18 protein-coding genes are annotated in these 16,781 nt (G+C 34.2%); all 18 read right to left on the bottom strand.

The window, feature by feature from the left end:
* Positions 1-112: 112 nt before the first annotated feature.
* The 18 genes from BHF71_RS00585 to BHF71_RS00500 all read right to left on the bottom strand — a co-directional run bounded on the left by BHF71_RS00585 (position 113) and on the right by BHF71_RS00500 (position 16,781).
* Positions 113-4,420, bottom strand: a complete 4,308-nt coding sequence (locus BHF71_RS00585; RefSeq protein ID WP_069655751.1) for a PolC-type DNA polymerase III — start codon at positions 4,418-4,420, stop codon at positions 113-115.
* A gap of 38 nt (positions 4,421-4,458) precedes the next feature.
* Complete coding sequence (gene ispG / locus BHF71_RS00580; RefSeq protein WP_069655750.1) at positions 4,459-5,541, bottom strand: flavodoxin-dependent (E)-4-hydroxy-3-methylbut-2-enyl-diphosphate synthase; 1,083 nt, start codon at positions 5,539-5,541, stop codon at positions 4,459-4,461.
* Positions 5,542-5,561: 20 nt separating this feature from the next.
* Complete coding sequence (gene rseP, locus BHF71_RS00575; protein ID WP_176717271.1) at positions 5,562-6,809, bottom strand: RIP metalloprotease RseP; 1,248 nt, start codon at positions 6,807-6,809, stop codon at positions 5,562-5,564.
* Positions 6,810-6,814: 5 nt separating this feature from the next.
* Positions 6,815-7,972 carry a 1-deoxy-D-xylulose-5-phosphate reductoisomerase gene (locus BHF71_RS00570; protein ID WP_069655748.1) on the bottom strand — a complete coding sequence of 386 codons (1,158 nt, stop codon included), beginning with the start codon at positions 7,970-7,972 and terminating at the stop codon, positions 6,815-6,817.
* Between the two features lie 21 nt (positions 7,973-7,993).
* The gene (locus BHF71_RS00565) at positions 7,994-8,785 is read right to left on the bottom strand and encodes a phosphatidate cytidylyltransferase (RefSeq protein ID WP_069655747.1); all 792 of its coding nucleotides are present in this window, start codon (positions 8,783-8,785) and stop codon (positions 7,994-7,996) included.
* A 12-nt stretch (positions 8,786-8,797) separates the two neighbouring features.
* Entirely contained in the window at positions 8,798-9,574 is a 777-nt protein-coding gene (locus BHF71_RS00560; RefSeq protein ID WP_084024045.1) for an undecaprenyl pyrophosphate synthase, read from the bottom strand.
* A gap of 63 nt (positions 9,575-9,637) precedes the next feature.
* Positions 9,638-10,195, bottom strand: coding sequence for a ribosome recycling factor (gene frr, locus BHF71_RS00555; protein ID WP_069655746.1), 558 nt, complete (start codon positions 10,193-10,195; stop codon positions 9,638-9,640).
* A 3-nt stretch (positions 10,196-10,198) separates the two neighbouring features.
* On the bottom strand, positions 10,199-10,921 hold the full coding sequence (gene pyrH, locus BHF71_RS00550) for a UMP kinase (RefSeq protein ID WP_069655745.1): 723 nt from the start codon (positions 10,919-10,921) through the stop codon (positions 10,199-10,201).
* Positions 10,922-11,084: 163 nt separating this feature from the next.
* Positions 11,085-11,735, bottom strand: coding sequence for a translation elongation factor Ts (tsf, locus tag BHF71_RS00545; RefSeq protein ID WP_069655744.1), 651 nt, complete (start codon positions 11,733-11,735; stop codon positions 11,085-11,087).
* Positions 11,736-11,851: 116 nt separating this feature from the next.
* Complete coding sequence (rpsB, locus tag BHF71_RS00540) at positions 11,852-12,550, bottom strand: 30S ribosomal protein S2 (protein WP_069655743.1); 699 nt, start codon at positions 12,548-12,550, stop codon at positions 11,852-11,854.
* A 179-nt stretch (positions 12,551-12,729) separates the two neighbouring features.
* On the bottom strand, positions 12,730-13,296 hold the full coding sequence (locus BHF71_RS00535) for a hypothetical protein (RefSeq protein WP_069655742.1): 567 nt from the start codon (positions 13,294-13,296) through the stop codon (positions 12,730-12,732).
* Entirely contained in the window at positions 13,289-13,735 is a 447-nt protein-coding gene (locus BHF71_RS00530; protein WP_176717270.1) for a DUF2802 domain-containing protein, read from the bottom strand. The genes BHF71_RS00535 and BHF71_RS00530 overlap by 8 nt, the downstream gene beginning before the upstream one ends.
* 84 nt (positions 13,736-13,819) lie before the next feature.
* The gene (locus BHF71_RS00525; RefSeq protein ID WP_069655740.1) at positions 13,820-14,077 is read right to left on the bottom strand and encodes a hypothetical protein; all 258 of its coding nucleotides are present in this window, start codon (positions 14,075-14,077) and stop codon (positions 13,820-13,822) included.
* Between the two features lie 26 nt (positions 14,078-14,103).
* Positions 14,104-14,874, bottom strand: a complete 771-nt coding sequence (locus BHF71_RS00520) for a FliA/WhiG family RNA polymerase sigma factor (RefSeq protein ID WP_069655739.1) — start codon at positions 14,872-14,874, stop codon at positions 14,104-14,106.
* Positions 14,875-14,891: 17 nt separating this feature from the next.
* Entirely contained in the window at positions 14,892-15,194 is a 303-nt protein-coding gene (locus BHF71_RS00515) for a hypothetical protein (protein ID WP_069655738.1), read from the bottom strand.
* Complete coding sequence (locus tag BHF71_RS00510; RefSeq protein WP_425425361.1) at positions 15,191-15,679, bottom strand: chemotaxis protein CheD; 489 nt, start codon at positions 15,677-15,679, stop codon at positions 15,191-15,193. The genes BHF71_RS00515 and BHF71_RS00510 overlap by 4 nt, the downstream gene beginning before the upstream one ends.
* Entirely contained in the window at positions 15,679-16,302 is a 624-nt protein-coding gene (locus tag BHF71_RS00505; protein ID WP_069655736.1) for a chemotaxis protein CheC, read from the bottom strand. The genes BHF71_RS00510 and BHF71_RS00505 overlap by 1 nt, the downstream gene beginning before the upstream one ends.
* Positions 16,299-16,781: a chemotaxis protein CheW gene (locus BHF71_RS00500; protein ID WP_069655735.1), complete on the bottom strand. Its 483-nt coding sequence runs from the start codon at positions 16,779-16,781 to the stop codon at positions 16,299-16,301. The genes BHF71_RS00505 and BHF71_RS00500 overlap by 4 nt, the downstream gene beginning before the upstream one ends.

Raw genomic sequence — 16,781 nt, 5'->3', positions numbered from 1 at the left:
TTTTCACAAACATAAATGTAAGAGTGGGTTTCCCCACTCTTAATCTTAACGCCTATAAATAGTATTACCAAAAAGATTATATCATAACACAATCTTCCTAATCAATGTCCTATTAAAAAAGTGATAGTTGATTTGTATTTGGTAAATCTTTCAATGCCCCATGTTCCTCTAACATTTCTATGACAGTCTTTGAAGCTTTTGCTCTTAATTGCATGTCTTCAATCGATAAAAACTCCCCTTCTTCCCTTGCTTTCACAATATTTTTCGCTGCATTTATACCGATTCCAGATATTGAAGAAAAAGGAGGAATCAATGTTTTATTATCATCAGCAATGAGAAATTTTGTCGCGTCGGACTTATTCAAATCAATATTTGCAAAACTAAATCCTCTTTCTACCATTTCTAAGGCGATTTCTAAAGCGGTTAATAATCCCTTTTCCTTTGGTGAAGCGTTAATTCCCTTTTCAATTATTTCATCAATCTTCTCATTTATTGCCTTTGAACCAGCTTTCATCACCTTGACGTCGAATTCATCTGCACGTACGGTAAAATAGGTGGCATAATATTGAATTGGATAATACACTTTGAAATAAGCAATTCGAATCGCCATTAAAACATAGGCAACTGCATGTGCTTTTGGGAACATATACTTGATTTTTTGACAAGAATTAATATACCAATCAGGAACATCATGTTTTTTCATTTCTTCTATATCTTCTGGCTGTAATCCTTTACCCTTTCGCACCTTTTCCATTATCTTAAAAGCTAATGAGGGATCTAAACCTTTTTGAATCAAATACACCATAATATCGTCGCGGGTAGAGATTACTTCTGCCAAAACAGCTTTACCCTCTTTTATTAAGTCTTGGGCATTATTTAGCCAAACGTCAGTACCATGAGATAACCCAGATATACGCACCAATTCAGCAAATGTTGTCGGTTCAGTATCTTCAAGCATTTGTCTAACAAATTTTGTGCCAAATTCCGGTATTCCTAAGGCCCCAGTCTTAGTCCTTATTTGTTCTGGAGTTACTCCAAGTGGTTTAGTATTTCTAAAAATCTCATAGACGTTGGGGTCATCGATAGGAACAGACTTAGGATCAATTCCTGTCAAATCTTGAAGCATACGGATAGCTGTTGGATCATCGTGCCCCAATATATCCAGTTTTAACAACCTACCACTTATAGCATGATAATCAAAATGAGTGGTTATCGTACTCGATGACATATCATCTGCTGGTCTTTGAATCGGAGTAAAGTCATATACCTCTTTGTACTGAGGAATTACCATTAATCCCCCTGGATGTTGTCCAGTGGTTCTTTTTATTCCCGTACAACCTTCAGATAATCTACTTATCTCCGCATTACGCAAATTAAGATTATTTTCTTCAACGTATTTTTTCACATAACCATAAGCGGTTTTTTCTGCTACAGTTGATATGGTACCAGCACGAAATACATAATCTGAACCAAATAATTCCTCGGTATATTTGTGAACTACTGGCTGATATTCTCCTGAAAAGTTTAAATCGATATCAGGTACTTTATCCCCCTTAAATCCCATGAATGTTTCAAATGGGATATCCTGTCCATCTTTACGCATTTTTAGCTGACAATTAGGACAATCCTTATCTGGTAAATCATACCCAGAACCGTAAGAACCATCGAGAATAAATTCACTATGTTTGCATTTTGGGCAAACGTAATGGGGAGGTAGTGGGTTAACTTCTGTAATTTTTGTCATCGTCGCCACAAAAGACGAACCAACAGAACCCCTCGAACCTACCAAATAGCCATCCTTTAATGATTTATTAACAAGTTTATGTGAGATTAAATAAATAACGGAAAAACCATGATTTATGATACTGTTTAACTCTTTTTCTAAGCGTTTTTCAACAATTTCTGGCAACGGTTCCCCATAAATTTCTTTAGCTGTTCTATAACTCATATTTCTGATTTCCTCGTCAGCCCCTTCAATAACTGGGGTAAACAAGTCATCTGGGAACGGTTTTAAAGACTCTATTTCTTCAATAATTTTGTTAGGATTTTCGATAACGATTTTCTTAGCGGTTTGTTCATCTAGATAGGAAAAAGCTTTGAGCATCTCATCAGTAGTATAAAAATAAACCGAATTCAAATCGTTAGGGTGATGATACCTAAAACCTCCTATTTGATTATAAACTAGGATTTTTCTATTAATTGCATCAGATTCATTTAAATGATGAACATCTCCAGTTGCTACTACAGGAATGTTTAACTTTTCACCCAAATCTATTATTCTCATATGAATATCGATAATATCATCTTCACTTTGGATAATACCATTTTTTAATATATGATTATAATTCCTAAGTGGTTGAATCTCTAAATAATCATAAAATTTTGCTATTTCTTCGATTTCTTCTGGAGTTTTACTAAACATTGCATCAAACAATTCTCCCTGATCGCAGGCTGTCCCAAAGAGAAGTCCGTCACGATACTGGTTTAATACACTTTTTGGTATTCTTGGATTTCGATAAAAATACTCAATATGGGATTTGGAAACTATTTTATACAGATTTTTTAAACCAACTTGATTTTTTACCAAGATTGTAAGATGAAATGGACGAAGTTTAGAATAGTCTCCTTTTCCTACGTGTTTATTGATTTCGATTAAATCCTCAATCTCTTTCTCCTGTAAATCTTGAACCATTTTCCACAAAAGATATCCTGTCGCTTCTGCGTCGTTTAAGGCACGATGGTGATTAACCAATTCGATCTTAAAATGCTTACAAAGGGTGTTAAGTTTATAGTTTTTCATCTTGGGATACAATAGTCTAGCTAACTCAACTGTATCAATTACTGGATTATTTAATTCTTTTGCTCCTATCTTTTTAAATCCAATGTTAAGGAAGCCAATATCAAATCTAGCATTATGGACCACCAAAATCGCATCACCAATAAAATCTCTAAACCTAGGTAACGCTTCATCAAGTAAAGGAGCACCTTTAACCATATCATCGGTTATTCCAGTTATCTCAGTAATTTTTGGAGAAATTGGCTCTTGCGGGTCAACAAACGTTTCAAACCGATCGATAACCTTACCATTTTTGATTTTAACCGCGCCTATTTCAATAATTGTATTAAAAACCGCTGACAACCCAGTAGTTTCTGTATCAAATACCACAAAGGTCTCATCTATCAATTTTCTAGATTGGTCGTTATATACAATTGGTACACCATCATCAACTACATTTGCTTCTAAACCATAGATAACTTTCACTCCATGCTTTAATCCCGCTTCATAAGCATCTGGAAATGCTTGAACTACTCCATGGTCTGTTATTGCAACCGCTTTGTGTCCCCATTTGCTTGCTTGTTCGATATATTTTTTAATTGATGTAACCCCATCCATTGCACTCATATTAGTGTGAAGATGTAGTTCCACCCTTTTTTCTTTAGCTAAATCTTCTCGAGCTTTAGGTTCAACTTGTACAATGTCACTTGCCATCATAACTAGTTCTTTTGAAAAACTATCATATTGGATTCTACCTTTAACCTTTAACCACATACCATTCTTTATCGTATTGATAACTGGTAGAACTTTTTTCGTATCCCAAATAAATGTCTTGACTTGAATGGAATCAGTATAATCAGTAAGATTAAATATTGCTAAGTGATTACCATTTTTCAATTCTCTGATTTCAAATAAAAAGACACTTCCTTGAATCACAACCCCATCGGCATCTTCAATGATTTCCTTTATTGGATTCGGTTGCTCTTTAATCAGTTTGCCATATTTAACAGTTGTATCTACAAATGAATTATTTTCATCAGCTTCTTCCTTTTTATCCTGACTTTTCACGATGGCTTCCATCGCAAACTGCAAATCTTCTTGTTCTAATTCTTCCTTAAATTTAATTAAAGATTCGTCAGATTCATACAATGAGAAACTGATATTTATGATTTCTTGACTCCAATTTGCTAAAGAGTTCTTTATCATTTGATGAATGTTTTTTTTCTCAAGGAAACTTTTAACACCAGAATTGGGAACATATATCGTCATTTGCTTATTGTCTAGTTCCCATTTGGCCTGTTTTAACACCATATATATACTTGGCATCGTTTGAAACTGTTCGATTATACTCAACCAGTACTCCCTAACAACATCAACAATATGAACCGCTTGAAAACGCACAACAAATTTGATATTGGCAAGATGCGCTAAATTTTTTCGAACCGCATCTGTAACCTGTTTGAATATTTCACGAGGTGTCAAGTTTGGGAATATAAGGTGAAATGTCCATTCGTTATTCTTATGACTAAGCTCTACCTTTTCGATTGCTGCATCAGAAAAATATTTTTTCACAAGTTCATCTGGTATATTTGCTTGTTTCATAAGAATATTAAAATATTCTTTTTTCTTATTTAAGTCCCCCATAAATATCCCCTTTTACATATATTAGTACAACATAAAGATCAATCCATAAGTCCTACTAACTTTTTACCGATAATATCTTCAATCTCTTTTAAAAGTTCTTCATATAGGTTTTCTTCTTTGATTTTTCTTACAATCTTTCCATTTCTAAAGATTAACCCTTCACCATTACCACCAGCAACACCAACATCAGCTTCTTTAGCCTCTCCTGGACCATTAACCGCACATCCCATAACTGCTACTTTAAGTGGTTGGTCAATTTTTTGCAACATATGTTCAACTTTGTTGGCTAATTCAACTAGATCAATTTGTGTCCTCCCACAGGTTGGGCAAGAGATAATTTGTGGTTCATTTATCCTAATCTCTAAACTTTTTAAGATCTCTTTTGCAACCTTAATTTCTTCAACTGGATCTCCTGTTAAAGATACCCGAATGGTATCTCCTACTCCACTAGATAAGACAGAACCTATTCCAACAGCTGACTTAATACTGCCAGAAAAATAAGTTCCTGCTTCAGTTACACCTACATGGAGTGGGTAATTACGTTTAGATGCCATTAAGTGATATGCTTTAACCATCATTGGAACACTAGAAGCTTTTAGAGAAACAACAATATCATAAAAATCAAATTGTTCTAAGATTTCCACGTGTTTTATCGCTGATTCAACTAAGCCTTCAGCCGTTGGATGTCCGTATTTTTTCAGAATGTCTTTCTCTATCGATCCAGAATTAACCCCGATTCGTATTGGGACATTTCTTTCCCTACAAGCTTCTACAACCTTCTTAACCTTATCAATAGAACCAATGTTTCCTGGATTAATTCTTATCTTATCTATACCACTCTCTAAAGCGATTAGAGCTAATTTATAATCAAAATGGATATCTGCTACTAAGGGAAGAGGGGAGCGTTTTTTAATTTCTTTAATAGCTCTTGCAGCCTCTTCATCCATTACAGCTAGGCGAACAATTTGGCAGCCAACCTCAGCTAATTTTTCTATTTGAGAAACAGTAGCGTCAATATTCTTAGTATCCGTTGAAGTCATCGATTGAATTACGACATCTTGTTGTCCCCCGATCTGAACATTTCCAACAAATACTGGACGTGTCTCCTCTCGTCTATTCATGGTAGCACCTTCCTAGTCTATTAACTGAATAATTTCGATACATCATTGATTGTTACCAAAATCATTATTAGCATTAAAAATGCAAAGCCAATTAAATGTACCATACTTTCTTTTTGTGGGTCAATTGGTTTTCCCCTCAGGGCTTCAATAGATAAAAACAACAATCTACTACCATCCAATGCAGGTATTGGTATCAAATTAAAAATACCTATATATAAACTTAGAACAGCTGTCCAATTCATCAATGTTAATAATCCTTTTTTGGCGTAAGCACTAGTAACTTCTATTATCCCTACAGGCCCAGCTATATCATCAATCCCTACATTTCCAGTAAACAACATTCTAAAACTTTCGATGGTTACAACTGCTAGTCCAGTAGTCTGTTTAACTGCTGAAGAAGCTGCTTCGATAATCGTGGCTTTCTTTTGCACTGGAGATAAACCTACCCCAATCTTACCAATACCATTCTCATCTGCCTTTGGTGTAATCTGCTTTACTAACTGTTTTCCATCTCTCTCAATTAATAAATTAATTTCGACCCCAGGTGATTTTTGAATCATCTTTACAATGTCTTCAGATGAATCAAAGATAATATCATTTACTCCCAAGATTATATCGCCTTCTTGTAAGCCGGCTAATTCAGCAGGTGAATCCTCAACAATGTTAGTAATCATAATCTGGTCGGTAGGTACCCCAACCATCATAGCAATTGAAAAAATAACTATTAAAGTGAATAATATATTAAACAATGGACCTGCTATAATAGTCATAAAGCGGTCGATAATCGATTTTGAGCCAAATTGTCGATCCCATGGGGCAATTTGAGTTTTCTTACCGTCATGATGTAAAAAGGCTTCTGATGAAATGGGATAAGTTACAATATTCTCTTTCTCATCGATACCTTTAATATATAATTCTCGTTCCAGATCAATTTGATCTACCTTGATCTCCTTTTCCATAGTTGTATCGATATAAATATCTGTGACTTCACCTTTAGAATTGGTTTTTACCCCAACCTTCTGTCCTGGATTAAAATCATTAATTTCTGGATCTTCCCCCGCCATCTTAACATATGCTCCAAAGGGTAAAATTCTCAGTGAATAGTATGTTTCGCCCTTTTTTATGGTAAATAACTTTGGTCCTAAACCCAAAGAAAACTCCCGCACTAAAATACCTGCTTTTTTTGCAAAAATGAAATGTCCCAATTCATGAACAAACATTATCGCCACAAAAGCGAGCACAATCTCAGAAATCAAGATCAAATTCAATTTCATCACCATCCTTTATTTATAATCAAATCCTTAACGGCATTTCTTGCCCAAAGATCTGCTGCTATTATTTCTTCTAATGAAGGATTTATAATACTATTATGTTGATCCAGTACATTATGGATTAAACTTTCTATTTCAATAAAAGGAACTCTGCTCTGTAAAAAAGCTTCGACTACAGCTTCATTAGCCGCATTTAACACCGTAGGCATTGTCCCGCCTATTTTTCCACTTTGATAAGCCATTTTTAAACTAGGAAACCTTTCATAATCTGGTTTTCTAAAATTTAATGTTCCGACTTCTGTTAAATCTAATGGCTTACTATTTAATTCTATTCGGTCCGGGTATGATAATGCATATTGGATTGGTACTTTCATATCCGGCGTTCCTAATTGGGCAATAATTGCTAAATCTTGAAACTCTACCATAGAATGAATAATACTTTCTGGATGAATTAAGACGTCGATTTTCTCAAAAGGCAGATTAAATAACCAATGTGCTTCGATGATCTCCAAGCCTTTATTCATCATAGTTGCTGAATCAATAGTAATTTTAGCACCCATAGACCAGTTAGGATGTTTTAAAGCATCTTCAATGGTTACATTCCGTAGTTCTTCTCTTGTTTTATCCCTAAAAGTTCCTCCTGAAGCGGTTAATATAATTCTCTTTACCTGCTTTATATTTTCACCATTTAAACTCTGATAGATTGCTGAGTGTTCACTATCAATCGGAATTATTGACACTTGGTGTTTTTTGGCTAATTCCATCACAATATGTCCACCAGATACCAATGTTTCTTTATTCGCTAGCCCAATTTGCTTACCAACTTCGATAGCTTTTATTGTTGGTTTTAAGCCAATACTTCCAACTACTGCGGAAACAACAAAATCTACTTCATCAAATGTAGCAACTTCTATCAGACCTTCTTCACCATAAACAATTTTAATATTAGCAGGAACATCAGCTTTTAACTTGTCAGCAATCAACTTTGATTTAACTGAAACTATTTTAGGTGAAAAAAGCTTAATTTGTTCCCGTAACAAAGTAAGATTGGTTCCACCTGATAATCCAATCACGCGAAATTGTTTAGGGTGGGCTTTGATTACTTCAAGTGTTTGTGTTCCGATCGAACCTGTAGATCCTAGTATAGCTATGTTTTTCATGCTTGCTCCACCTCAGACTTATTATATAATACGAAATAGATGTAGTACTAGAAATATAAAGATTAGACTATCAAAACGATCTAATATCCCTCCATGTCCTGGTAATATAGAACCTGAGTCTTTAACATCCTTTGACCTTTTTAAAGCTGACTCCACTAAATCACCAAACTGCCCTACTATAGATATTAAAATTCCAAACCAGATGAGCTGTAAAATATCATCGTTTATCTCAAGAAGAACATTTAAAAATAAACCAACTAAAATTGTCGATACTATAGCACCAATTGAACCTTCGATCGTTTTCTTTGGGCTAATTTCTGGCCATAATTTGTTTTTACCGAAGTATTTTCCTGAAAAATATGCTCCGGTATCAGACGCCCACGTTAAGAAAAGAATGAATAACGTTAGGGCTAAGCCATTATTCAAGAATCTCGTTTCTAGCATATAAGAAAAACCAAATCCAATATACATAGCACCTAAAAGATAAAATCCGACCTTATCAAAGGTAATTTTATTCTTTTTAGTAACGACAATCACTAGATAAAGAAACAAGGCACTCAACATTATATATACTTCATCAATATCAAGAAAAAATGTAAATAGTTTATTATGTGAGATTATTATCGATAAAGCAGTACCTAAACCAATCAAACCTTCGATAGAATAAATTTTAGTACTACTCATCTTCAAATATTCAAAATAGGCTAAGATCGCTAGTAGAATAACTAGCAATGAGTAAGGAATTCCTCCTAATTTTACAACATATAAAAAGCCAACAGCACCTACTAGTCCAGTTATAATTCTCTGTTTCATAAATACTCTCCTTTATTCTTCTAATCCCCCAAATCTTCTACCTCTCTTTTGGTAATCATAAATCGCCATCAAAAATAATTGTTCGTTAAAATCTGGCCAATATACAGGGGTAAACCACAATTCAGAGTATGCAAGTTGCCACAGAAGAAAATTACTAATTCTTTGCTCACCACTAGTTCTTATTAATAAATCTGGTTCTGGGTAATCTTTGGTCAATAAATAGTTATTAAAAGTAGTTTCATTAATTTCATCTTGTTCAAGCTTACCGTTTATCACATCATTCAAGATATTTTTGGTTGCATTTACTATTTCCGCTCGACTTCCATAATTCAATGCAAAATTAAGAATCAAACCTGTATTATTTTTTGTGCGTTCTTCAGCTTCTCTCACAGCGTTTAAGGTATTATCGGGTAATTGTTTATCAAAGCCCATTAGTTTAACTTGTACATTTTTTTCCATCAATTCTTCCATATAATCTAGAAGAAATTGCTGAGGTAACTCCATTAAAAACTTAACTTCCTTTTCAGGTCTTTTCCAATTCTCTGTAGAAAAAGCAAATAGGGTTAATACTTCAATTCCAATGTTACTAGCTATATTTGCGATTTTTTTAATAGTTTGCACTCCGGCCTTGTGGCCGGCAACCCTTGGTAAACCTCTATTTTTTGCCCATCGACCATTACCATCCATGATGATAGCCACATGCTTAGGAACATTGGATAAATCGATATCACTAATTGCTATTTTTTCCACTCGTTTTTCTTTATATTTTGAAAAAATCCCCTGTAGCATAAAAATGCCTCCATCTCAAATTCATCTGTAAAATAATCCCCCCATTAACGAGGGGGGAATTAATTATACTTCAAGTATTTCTTTTTCTTTAGTACTAACTAGTTTATCAACTTCATCAATATATTTATCGGTGGTTTTTTGAATCTCATCCTGCGTACGACGAGCTTCATCCTCAGAAATATCTCCAGCTTTTTCAAGTTTTTTAAGCTCATCATTGGCATCTCGCCGAATATTACGAATAGCTACCTTACTTTCTTCACCGGTTTTTTTTGCAAGTTTAACCAATTCTTTTCTCCGCTCTTCTGTTAAAGGTGGAATACTAATTCGAATCACGGTTCCATCATTAGCTGGAGTAAGTCCTAAGTCAGATTTTAAAATCGCCTTTTCTATTTCATTTAAAACTGTTTTATCCCAAGGTTGGATTAATAGTGTGCGGGCATCTAATGTAGAAATATTGGCCATCTGATTCAAGGGTGTAGCAGTACCATAATAATCAACCTGTACTCTGTCTAAGATAGCAGGGTTAGCTCTTCCAGCCCTAATGCTTGCTAATTCTTTCTTTAAAGAAGCAATTGCCTTTTCCATTCTGTCTTTAGTATTTTGGATAATTGATTGAGTCATAAATCATTCCCCTCCAATAATTGTTCCAATTTTTTCTCCTAATACTACTCTCTTTATATTACCTTCTTTTGAGATATTAAATACTATCATCGGGATATTATTTTCCATACTTAAAGAGGATGCAGTAGAATCCATCACTGCCAAACCCTTTTTAATAACATCTAGATAAGTTAGTGATTCATACTTTACAGCATCTTTAATTTTCGCAGGATCTGCAGAGTAAACTCCATCGACTTTATTTTTCGCCATCAATATAACGTCAGCCTCAATTTCAGCCGCCCTAAGAGCAGCAGTTGTATCAGTTGAAAAATATGGATTACCGGTACCACCTGCAAAAATAACTACTCGATTTTTTTCTAAATGTCGAATAGCCCTTCTTCGAATATATGGTTCAGCAACCTGCCTCATCTCAATAGATGTTTGCATCCTTGTTGGCACTGATAACTTTTCTAATGCATCTTGTAAAGCTAAGGAATTGATTACAGTTGCTAACATTCCCATATAATCGGCTGTTGCACGATCCATTCCCTTTGCACTTCCAGCTACACCTCTCCAGATATTGCCTCCACCAACTACGACAGCTACTTGAGTACCTATTTCATATATTTCCTTAATTTGATGTGCTATGGAATAAATAACTTTTGGATCGATACCATGACCAAGTTCCCCAGCCAGTGCTTCCCCACTTAATTTAAGGATAATTCTTTTATATTTTGGGCGACTCATCTCACAACCTCCGTTAATTATATTCTACATAAATAAATAGTTTCCTGCTAAAAAGCAAAGCTGAAAGTTATATTAGTTAAAAAGATATTAGTTTCTAGTTAATCGCAAAAATAGGAACACAATGGTGTTCCTACTCGCTTATCATTAAATTCACATTATACGTTTAGACTCTTGCTTGTGACATTACTTCTTCTACGAAGTTATCTTCTTTTTTCTCTAGCCCTTCACCTAATTCATATCTTACGTAACGACGAATGTTAATATTTTCTCCAATTTGAGCAATTTTCTCTTTAACAAGTACTTCAATGGTTTTGTCTGGATCTTTAACAAATGGTTGCTCTAATAAACATACCTCTTTATAGTACTTTTCTAAACGACCTTGAACCATTTTATCAACAATATGTTCAGGTTTTCCTTCATTAAGTGCCTGTTGTTTAAGGATCTCACGCTCTTTTTCAATTTCTTCTTGAGGAACATCTTCACGCTTCAAAAACTTTGGATTTGTTGCAGCAATATGCATAGCAATATCCCTTACAAACTTTTTGAATTCATCGGTTTTTGCTACAAAGTCAGTTTCACAGTTAACTTCAACTAATACTCCAATACGACCTCCACCATGAATGTAGGACTCTACAACGCCTTCTGCTGCAATGCGTCCAGCTTTTTTCGCTGCAGAAGCAATACCTTTTTCACGAAGGATTTCAGCCGCTTTTTCCATATCACCATTAGCTTCATTAAGCGCTTTTTTACAATCCATCATTCCTGCGCCAGTCTTCTCACGTAATTCCTTAACCATAGCTGCTGTAATTTGCATAGCTAACGTCCTCCTTATATGTATTAATATCATCAATTGACATGAGTATTGATTTTCATCATTTATTATTAAAAAAAGGTGGTAAGGGTATAAAACCCTTAGGCCACCCTCATATATTACTCAGCAGTTTGCTCTCCTTGTCTACCTTCTAAAATAGCATCTGCCATCTTTTCAGTTAATAACTTAACAGCACGAATAGCATCATCGTTACCAGGGATGACATAATCTATTTCATCTGGGTCACAGTTAGTGTCCACAATTCCAATGATAGGAATATTAAGTTTACGAGCTTCTGCAACAGCAATACGTTCTTTGCGAGGATCTACTACAAACAACGCCCCAGGAAGCTCTTTCATGCCTTTAATTCCACCTAAGAACTTCTCTAAACGATCTTTTTCTTTTTTAAGAATGATAACTTCTTTCTTTGGTAATACATCAAAAGTTCCATCTTCTTCCATTTTCTCTAATTCACTTAAGCGATCTATACGCTTTTGAATTGTAGCGAAGTTTGTTAACGTACCACCTAACCAACGTTGGTTGATGTAAAAGCTACCTGAACGTTCAGCTTCTGATTTTACAGAATCCTGAGCTTGTTTTTTAGTACCTACAAAAAGTACAGTCTTACCTGAAGCTGCAATTTCTCTCATAAAATTGTATGCTTCTTCAACCTTCTTTACAGTTTTTTGTAGGTCGATAATATAAATTCCGTTTCTTTCAGTGAAGATATAGCGTGCCATTTTTGGGTTCCAACGACGAGTTTGATGCCCGAAATGAACCCCTGCTTCCAATAATTGTTTCATGGAAATTACTGCCATATCCTCCACACCTCCTTTGGTTTTTTTCCTCCGTTCACTTCATCTTTAACTACCACTGGACAACCAGAACCTGTAGTTAAATCTGTAAACGTGTGTATTTTTACACCGAAGACTACTATACCATAATTAAAAACAAGTTTCAACACCATTTGATTATAAAGTTTGTTAAAAAATAGAGATTATTTTTGCCAATCTTCCCGATTAGTATTAGTAATTAATTCGATTAATTCTTCGACTGATAATTCTTTATCATAAACATAATCCATTGCAAGTATTTTTTTAGTTAGTTTTGCATTAAATAAAATTCTGATAAATTGTTTCTTATCTTGTAAAATTCCAATTTCATACAGGTAATCCGCTACTTCAAAAGAGTCCATTCCTTCCTGAATTGTGAATTTGATAGGAGTTATAGCATTATCATTAACATTAGTAATATTATCATTATCATTCCCATTAATAATATTATCATTGGTATTTTTACTGTCATTTATATCAGCTTCATTACTATTATTTATAATATTCTCATCATTATTCTCAATTTTTGGTCCTTCACTATTATCATCTTCTGAGTCAATGAAACTAACCGATTTATCATTTTTTTCCCCATCAATAGAAATTAAATCAGATGGGTTGTCATACGCTACACTTTCCATTTTATTATCAAAGTCATATAAAGAAAATAAAAGAAAACTACTTAAAATAAACCCAATTCCTATTCCCAGAAGAAAAAACCTATTTTTAAACATTTTTATACCCTTTCTGCTTAAGTCCTAGAATTAATTTTATCTCAGCATGACTAATATTTGTTTTTTGAGCTACTTCATCAATACTGTAACCACTATTATACAGCTTTAATACTTCTTCATATTTTGCATTTAGTTGATATGAATTTTCATCGTTAGGGGTAATATAGGAGCCAGTAGAAGTGGCTTCTGATGTTACAAGCCGTGATTCTATTTCTGTTACCCGTTTTTCTAGCGTACGCAATTCCTTTTCTAATTGGGAATAAATTTCAGTATGTGTTAGTTTAATCTTTTTTAATATCTCTTCATTTTCAATTTCGATCTGCAAAAGGAAATCTTCAAACATTTTTTCAATCTTATCCTCAGAGATCCCATCATTTTTTGGCTTAAATAAAGCAATGATAATGAATATAATTCCAACAGTTAATAATCCTACTTGCATTAAGAGAATTTCCATGTCCTCACCAAACTTCTAGATATTTTATTTATGTAAGATTAAAAAGAAAGCTAACCAAATGTTAGCTTATTACAACTCAATATCGATAAACCTACCGCGATGATCAGTTGAACGTGGCAATCGAGGCGTTTTTGTAGTATTATGCTCACGCATCTCCGATTTGTTAAGCTTTTCAGTTTTCTTACGTTTTTCTATTTCTAGTTGTTTCATTTTTGTCATCAAAACACTCTGTTCAACTGTAGCTCTTTGATGAAGGGTGTTTTGGAGCTGTCCAACATCTTGAGACTTCGGCATGACCAATTGAAGCTCAATTGTTCTTAAACTCACACATACCCCTCCCTCCAATTAATTGGTTAAAAAAGATTTTTTTTCTGCCTTCCCAATGCTCCCCTTAGTCGATAAATTGCCTTAGTATGTAACTGGGAAATTCGCGATGTTGATAACCCTAATATCTCAGAAATCTCTGTCAAATTCAACTCTTCATAATAATATAGTGTAACGATTAATTTTTCTTTTTCAGGTAGTCTTTCAATCGCTGCTGCTAATATCTCCTTGAGATGTTGCCTATCAAGTTTGTCATCAATGGTCTCTCCTGAATCAGTAATTAAGGCTCTTCTCGTATTCTCTCTATCCTCATCAATAGGTTCGTCAAGAGATAATAAATGCATAAATGATGTTTCTTGTAAACTCTGATAAAATTCTTGCCTATCCATTTTTAAAAACTTCATAATTTCCTCATCTGTAACGGAACGAAGAAATTTCTGCTCTAGGATCTGGTAAGCATTTTCAATCTTTTTGGCCTTTTCTCTAATGGAACGTGGTACCCAATCATTTTCCCGTAAGCCATCAATGATTGCACCGCGAATCCGCAACGATGCATAAGTTTCAAATTGCAAACCCCTTTTATAATCAAATTTTTTAAGGGCGTCGATAAAACCAAGCATCCCACTACTCTTAAGCTCATCAAAAGTAACTTGACTAGATAAGTTAACTTTCATTTTTTTTACAACTTGGTCAACTAAACCAATATATTTATCTACTAATTGCTGATAAGCATCCGAATCATCATACTCCCGCCATAATTGCCACAATTGATTTACATTAACTTGTTTCAGGCTCTCCATATGATGACACCTACCCTTTATTCAACTTCTGAGAACGTCCTAATTCCCTTAACCAATTCTTCAACCTTATCACCATTATCTATTTCCACCCTTTCAAATTTTAAGGGTTCAAACACTTCTTGGTCTTTTTTCGATGAATTGATATTTAAATGGAGAACGTATTGAATTAACAATCCAAGAACAAAGAAAATTGAAAAAACTATTACTCCCCTAATCAAAGAAGTTTTCAATAAATTTACACGTAAATTGAAAAAAAATACTATCAATGATGCTAATACACTTACAGAGAGTGGAAAAATAACCCTAAACAATGACATCATATTTCCTTAACACCTAAATTCGCCGTTTTAATGTGTAATATACCAGTTTGAGTGTCTAATTCAATTGTCCTTCCGATATTCCCGCCAGTGTCTTCAGCAATCAAGGGAATTCCTATATTAGACAATGCCAGCTTAGATGCCTCGACGTTTCTTGGTCCAATCCTTAACATATCATTAGATGTATTGAATTGAAACATTTGTGAACCACCAGCAAGTTTAGCAACGATGTTCTCCTTAGATGCCCCAATACTTAACATCTTTTCAAATAATAAAGGTACTGCTGTATCAGCATATTTTGCCCTATTAAGAAATTGATTGTCTTTAGCAATCTCAGATGAAGGAAGCATAATATGGGCCATTCCACCAACTTTTTGTTTTACATCAAAAAGAACAATACCTACACAAGATCCTAAACCAGTTGTTCTAATGCGCGCTGGTGCGCCAATTGTATTTAAATCAGCCATTCTTACCTTAACAACATTCATCATAACGGTACTCCTAATGCAGAAAATAATCTATCAAATGCTTCTGGATCAGGGATCAGGAAAAAATGTCCCTCAATAAAATGCTCACCTTCTAAAAAGGTAGTATTAATTAAGATTGCAACATCACTAATTTGACTAACTTGTAGTAATCCAAAACTAATTATAGCTCCTACCATATCAATCGCCATCGAGGGAACTGTAGGATACAATTTTAAGTTTGTAAAGTCAGCTAAAGAAGAAAGGTATGACCCAGCTAATATATTTCCTACCTCATGTAATGCTGAAAATTCTATTTCTGAAAATTCAGGATCGCTACTAACAGCATCCCCCATCATCCGTTTTAGAAGTTGTTTTGCTGAGTCTACAGTCATAACAAAAAACATATTACCCGGAATATCCCCTTCAACTCTAAGGAAAATACCGACTACAACCTTATCTTCTCCACCTAAAAAATCTTCAATTTCCGAAAAAGGGATTAACTTAACATTTGGTACGTTCATATCTATTTGTTTTTGAATCATAGTTGATAACGCGGTTGCAGCATGGCCAGCTCCTATATTTCCAACTTCTTTAAGAATATCTATTTGTAAATCTTTTATTTTATCGAAACTAAATCCCATCATTCAATACCAAACTTTTCTAGTTGTCTGATCTCATCAGGATTTAAAACCTGATCTAGGTTTAGTAGAACTAATAGTCGTTCGGAGATTTTAGCTACACCGCGAAGATAAACCGATTCAACACCACCCACTACTTTTGGTGGAGGTTCAATTGAACTGATAGGAATATCAATTACATCATTTGCTTCATCAACTATTAATCCAACTTCCATCTCGTCCACATTTACAATAATAATCCTAGTTGAATCATTATATTCTTGTTGGTCAATACCTAATCTCTTTCTTAAATCTATTATTGGTACTACAACTCCCCTTAAATTAATAACACCCTTAACAAATGGAGGAGTATTAGGAACTCTAGTAATGTGTTCCATACGTTCAATAGATTTTACTTGTTTTACATCGACACCATACTCTTCATTTTTTATTCTAAAGACGATAATCTTTAATTCTTCATTAACTTGTTCAGTTTGGTTATTCAT

The sequence above is a fragment of the Vulcanibacillus modesticaldus genome (genome assembly GCF_001730235.1).
In the GTDB taxonomy this organism is placed as follows: domain Bacteria; phylum Bacillota; class Bacilli; order Tepidibacillales; family Tepidibacillaceae; genus Vulcanibacillus; species Vulcanibacillus modesticaldus.
This window is presented reverse-complemented; position numbering and strand designations above follow the sequence as displayed.

Bases quoted from the DNA above. Each gene is read 5' to 3' on its own strand.
- BHF71_RS00505 (WP_069655736.1), bottom strand. From the start codon at position 16,302: ATGATGGGATTTAGTTTCGATAAAATAAAAGATTTACAAATAGATATT.
- BHF71_RS00530 (WP_176717270.1), bottom strand. From the start codon at position 13,735: ATGCAAGTAGGATTATTAACTGTTGGAATTATATTCATTATCATTGCT.
- pyrH (WP_069655745.1), bottom strand. From the start codon at position 10,921: ATGAGTCGCCCAAAATATAAAAGAATTATCCTTAAATTAAGTGGGGAA.
- BHF71_RS00565 (WP_069655747.1), bottom strand. From the start codon at position 8,785: ATGAAACAGAGAATTATAACTGGACTAGTAGGTGCTGTTGGCTTTTTA.
- BHF71_RS00560 (WP_084024045.1), bottom strand. From the start codon at position 9,574: ATGCTACAGGGGATTTTTTCAAAATATAAAGAAAAACGAGTGGAAAAA.
- BHF71_RS00510 (WP_425425361.1), bottom strand. From the start codon at position 15,679: ATGAATGTTGTTAAGGTAAGAATGGCTGATTTAAATACAATTGGCGCA.
- BHF71_RS00515 (WP_069655738.1), bottom strand. From the start codon at position 15,194: ATGATGTCATTGTTTAGGGTTATTTTTCCACTCTCTGTAAGTGTATTA.
- BHF71_RS00570 (WP_069655748.1), bottom strand. From the start codon at position 7,972: ATGAAAAACATAGCTATACTAGGATCTACAGGTTCGATCGGAACACAA.
- BHF71_RS00520 (WP_069655739.1), bottom strand. From the start codon at position 14,874: ATGGAGAGCCTGAAACAAGTTAATGTAAATCAATTGTGGCAATTATGG.
- tsf (WP_069655744.1), bottom strand. From the start codon at position 11,735: ATGCAAATTACAGCAGCTATGGTTAAGGAATTACGTGAGAAGACTGGC.
- rpsB (WP_069655743.1), bottom strand. From the start codon at position 12,550: ATGGCAGTAATTTCCATGAAACAATTATTGGAAGCAGGGGTTCATTTC.
- BHF71_RS00535 (WP_069655742.1), bottom strand. From the start codon at position 13,296: ATGTTTAAAAATAGGTTTTTTCTTCTGGGAATAGGAATTGGGTTTATT.
- ispG (WP_069655750.1), bottom strand. From the start codon at position 5,541: ATGAATAGACGAGAGGAGACACGTCCAGTATTTGTTGGAAATGTTCAG.
- BHF71_RS00500 (WP_069655735.1), bottom strand. From the start codon at position 16,781: ATGAATAACCAAACTGAACAAGTTAATGAAGAATTAAAGATTATCGTC.
- frr (WP_069655746.1), bottom strand. From the start codon at position 10,195: ATGACTCAATCAATTATCCAAAATACTAAAGACAGAATGGAAAAGGCA.
- BHF71_RS00585 (WP_069655751.1), bottom strand. From the start codon at position 4,420: ATGGGGGACTTAAATAAGAAAAAAGAATATTTTAATATTCTTATGAAA.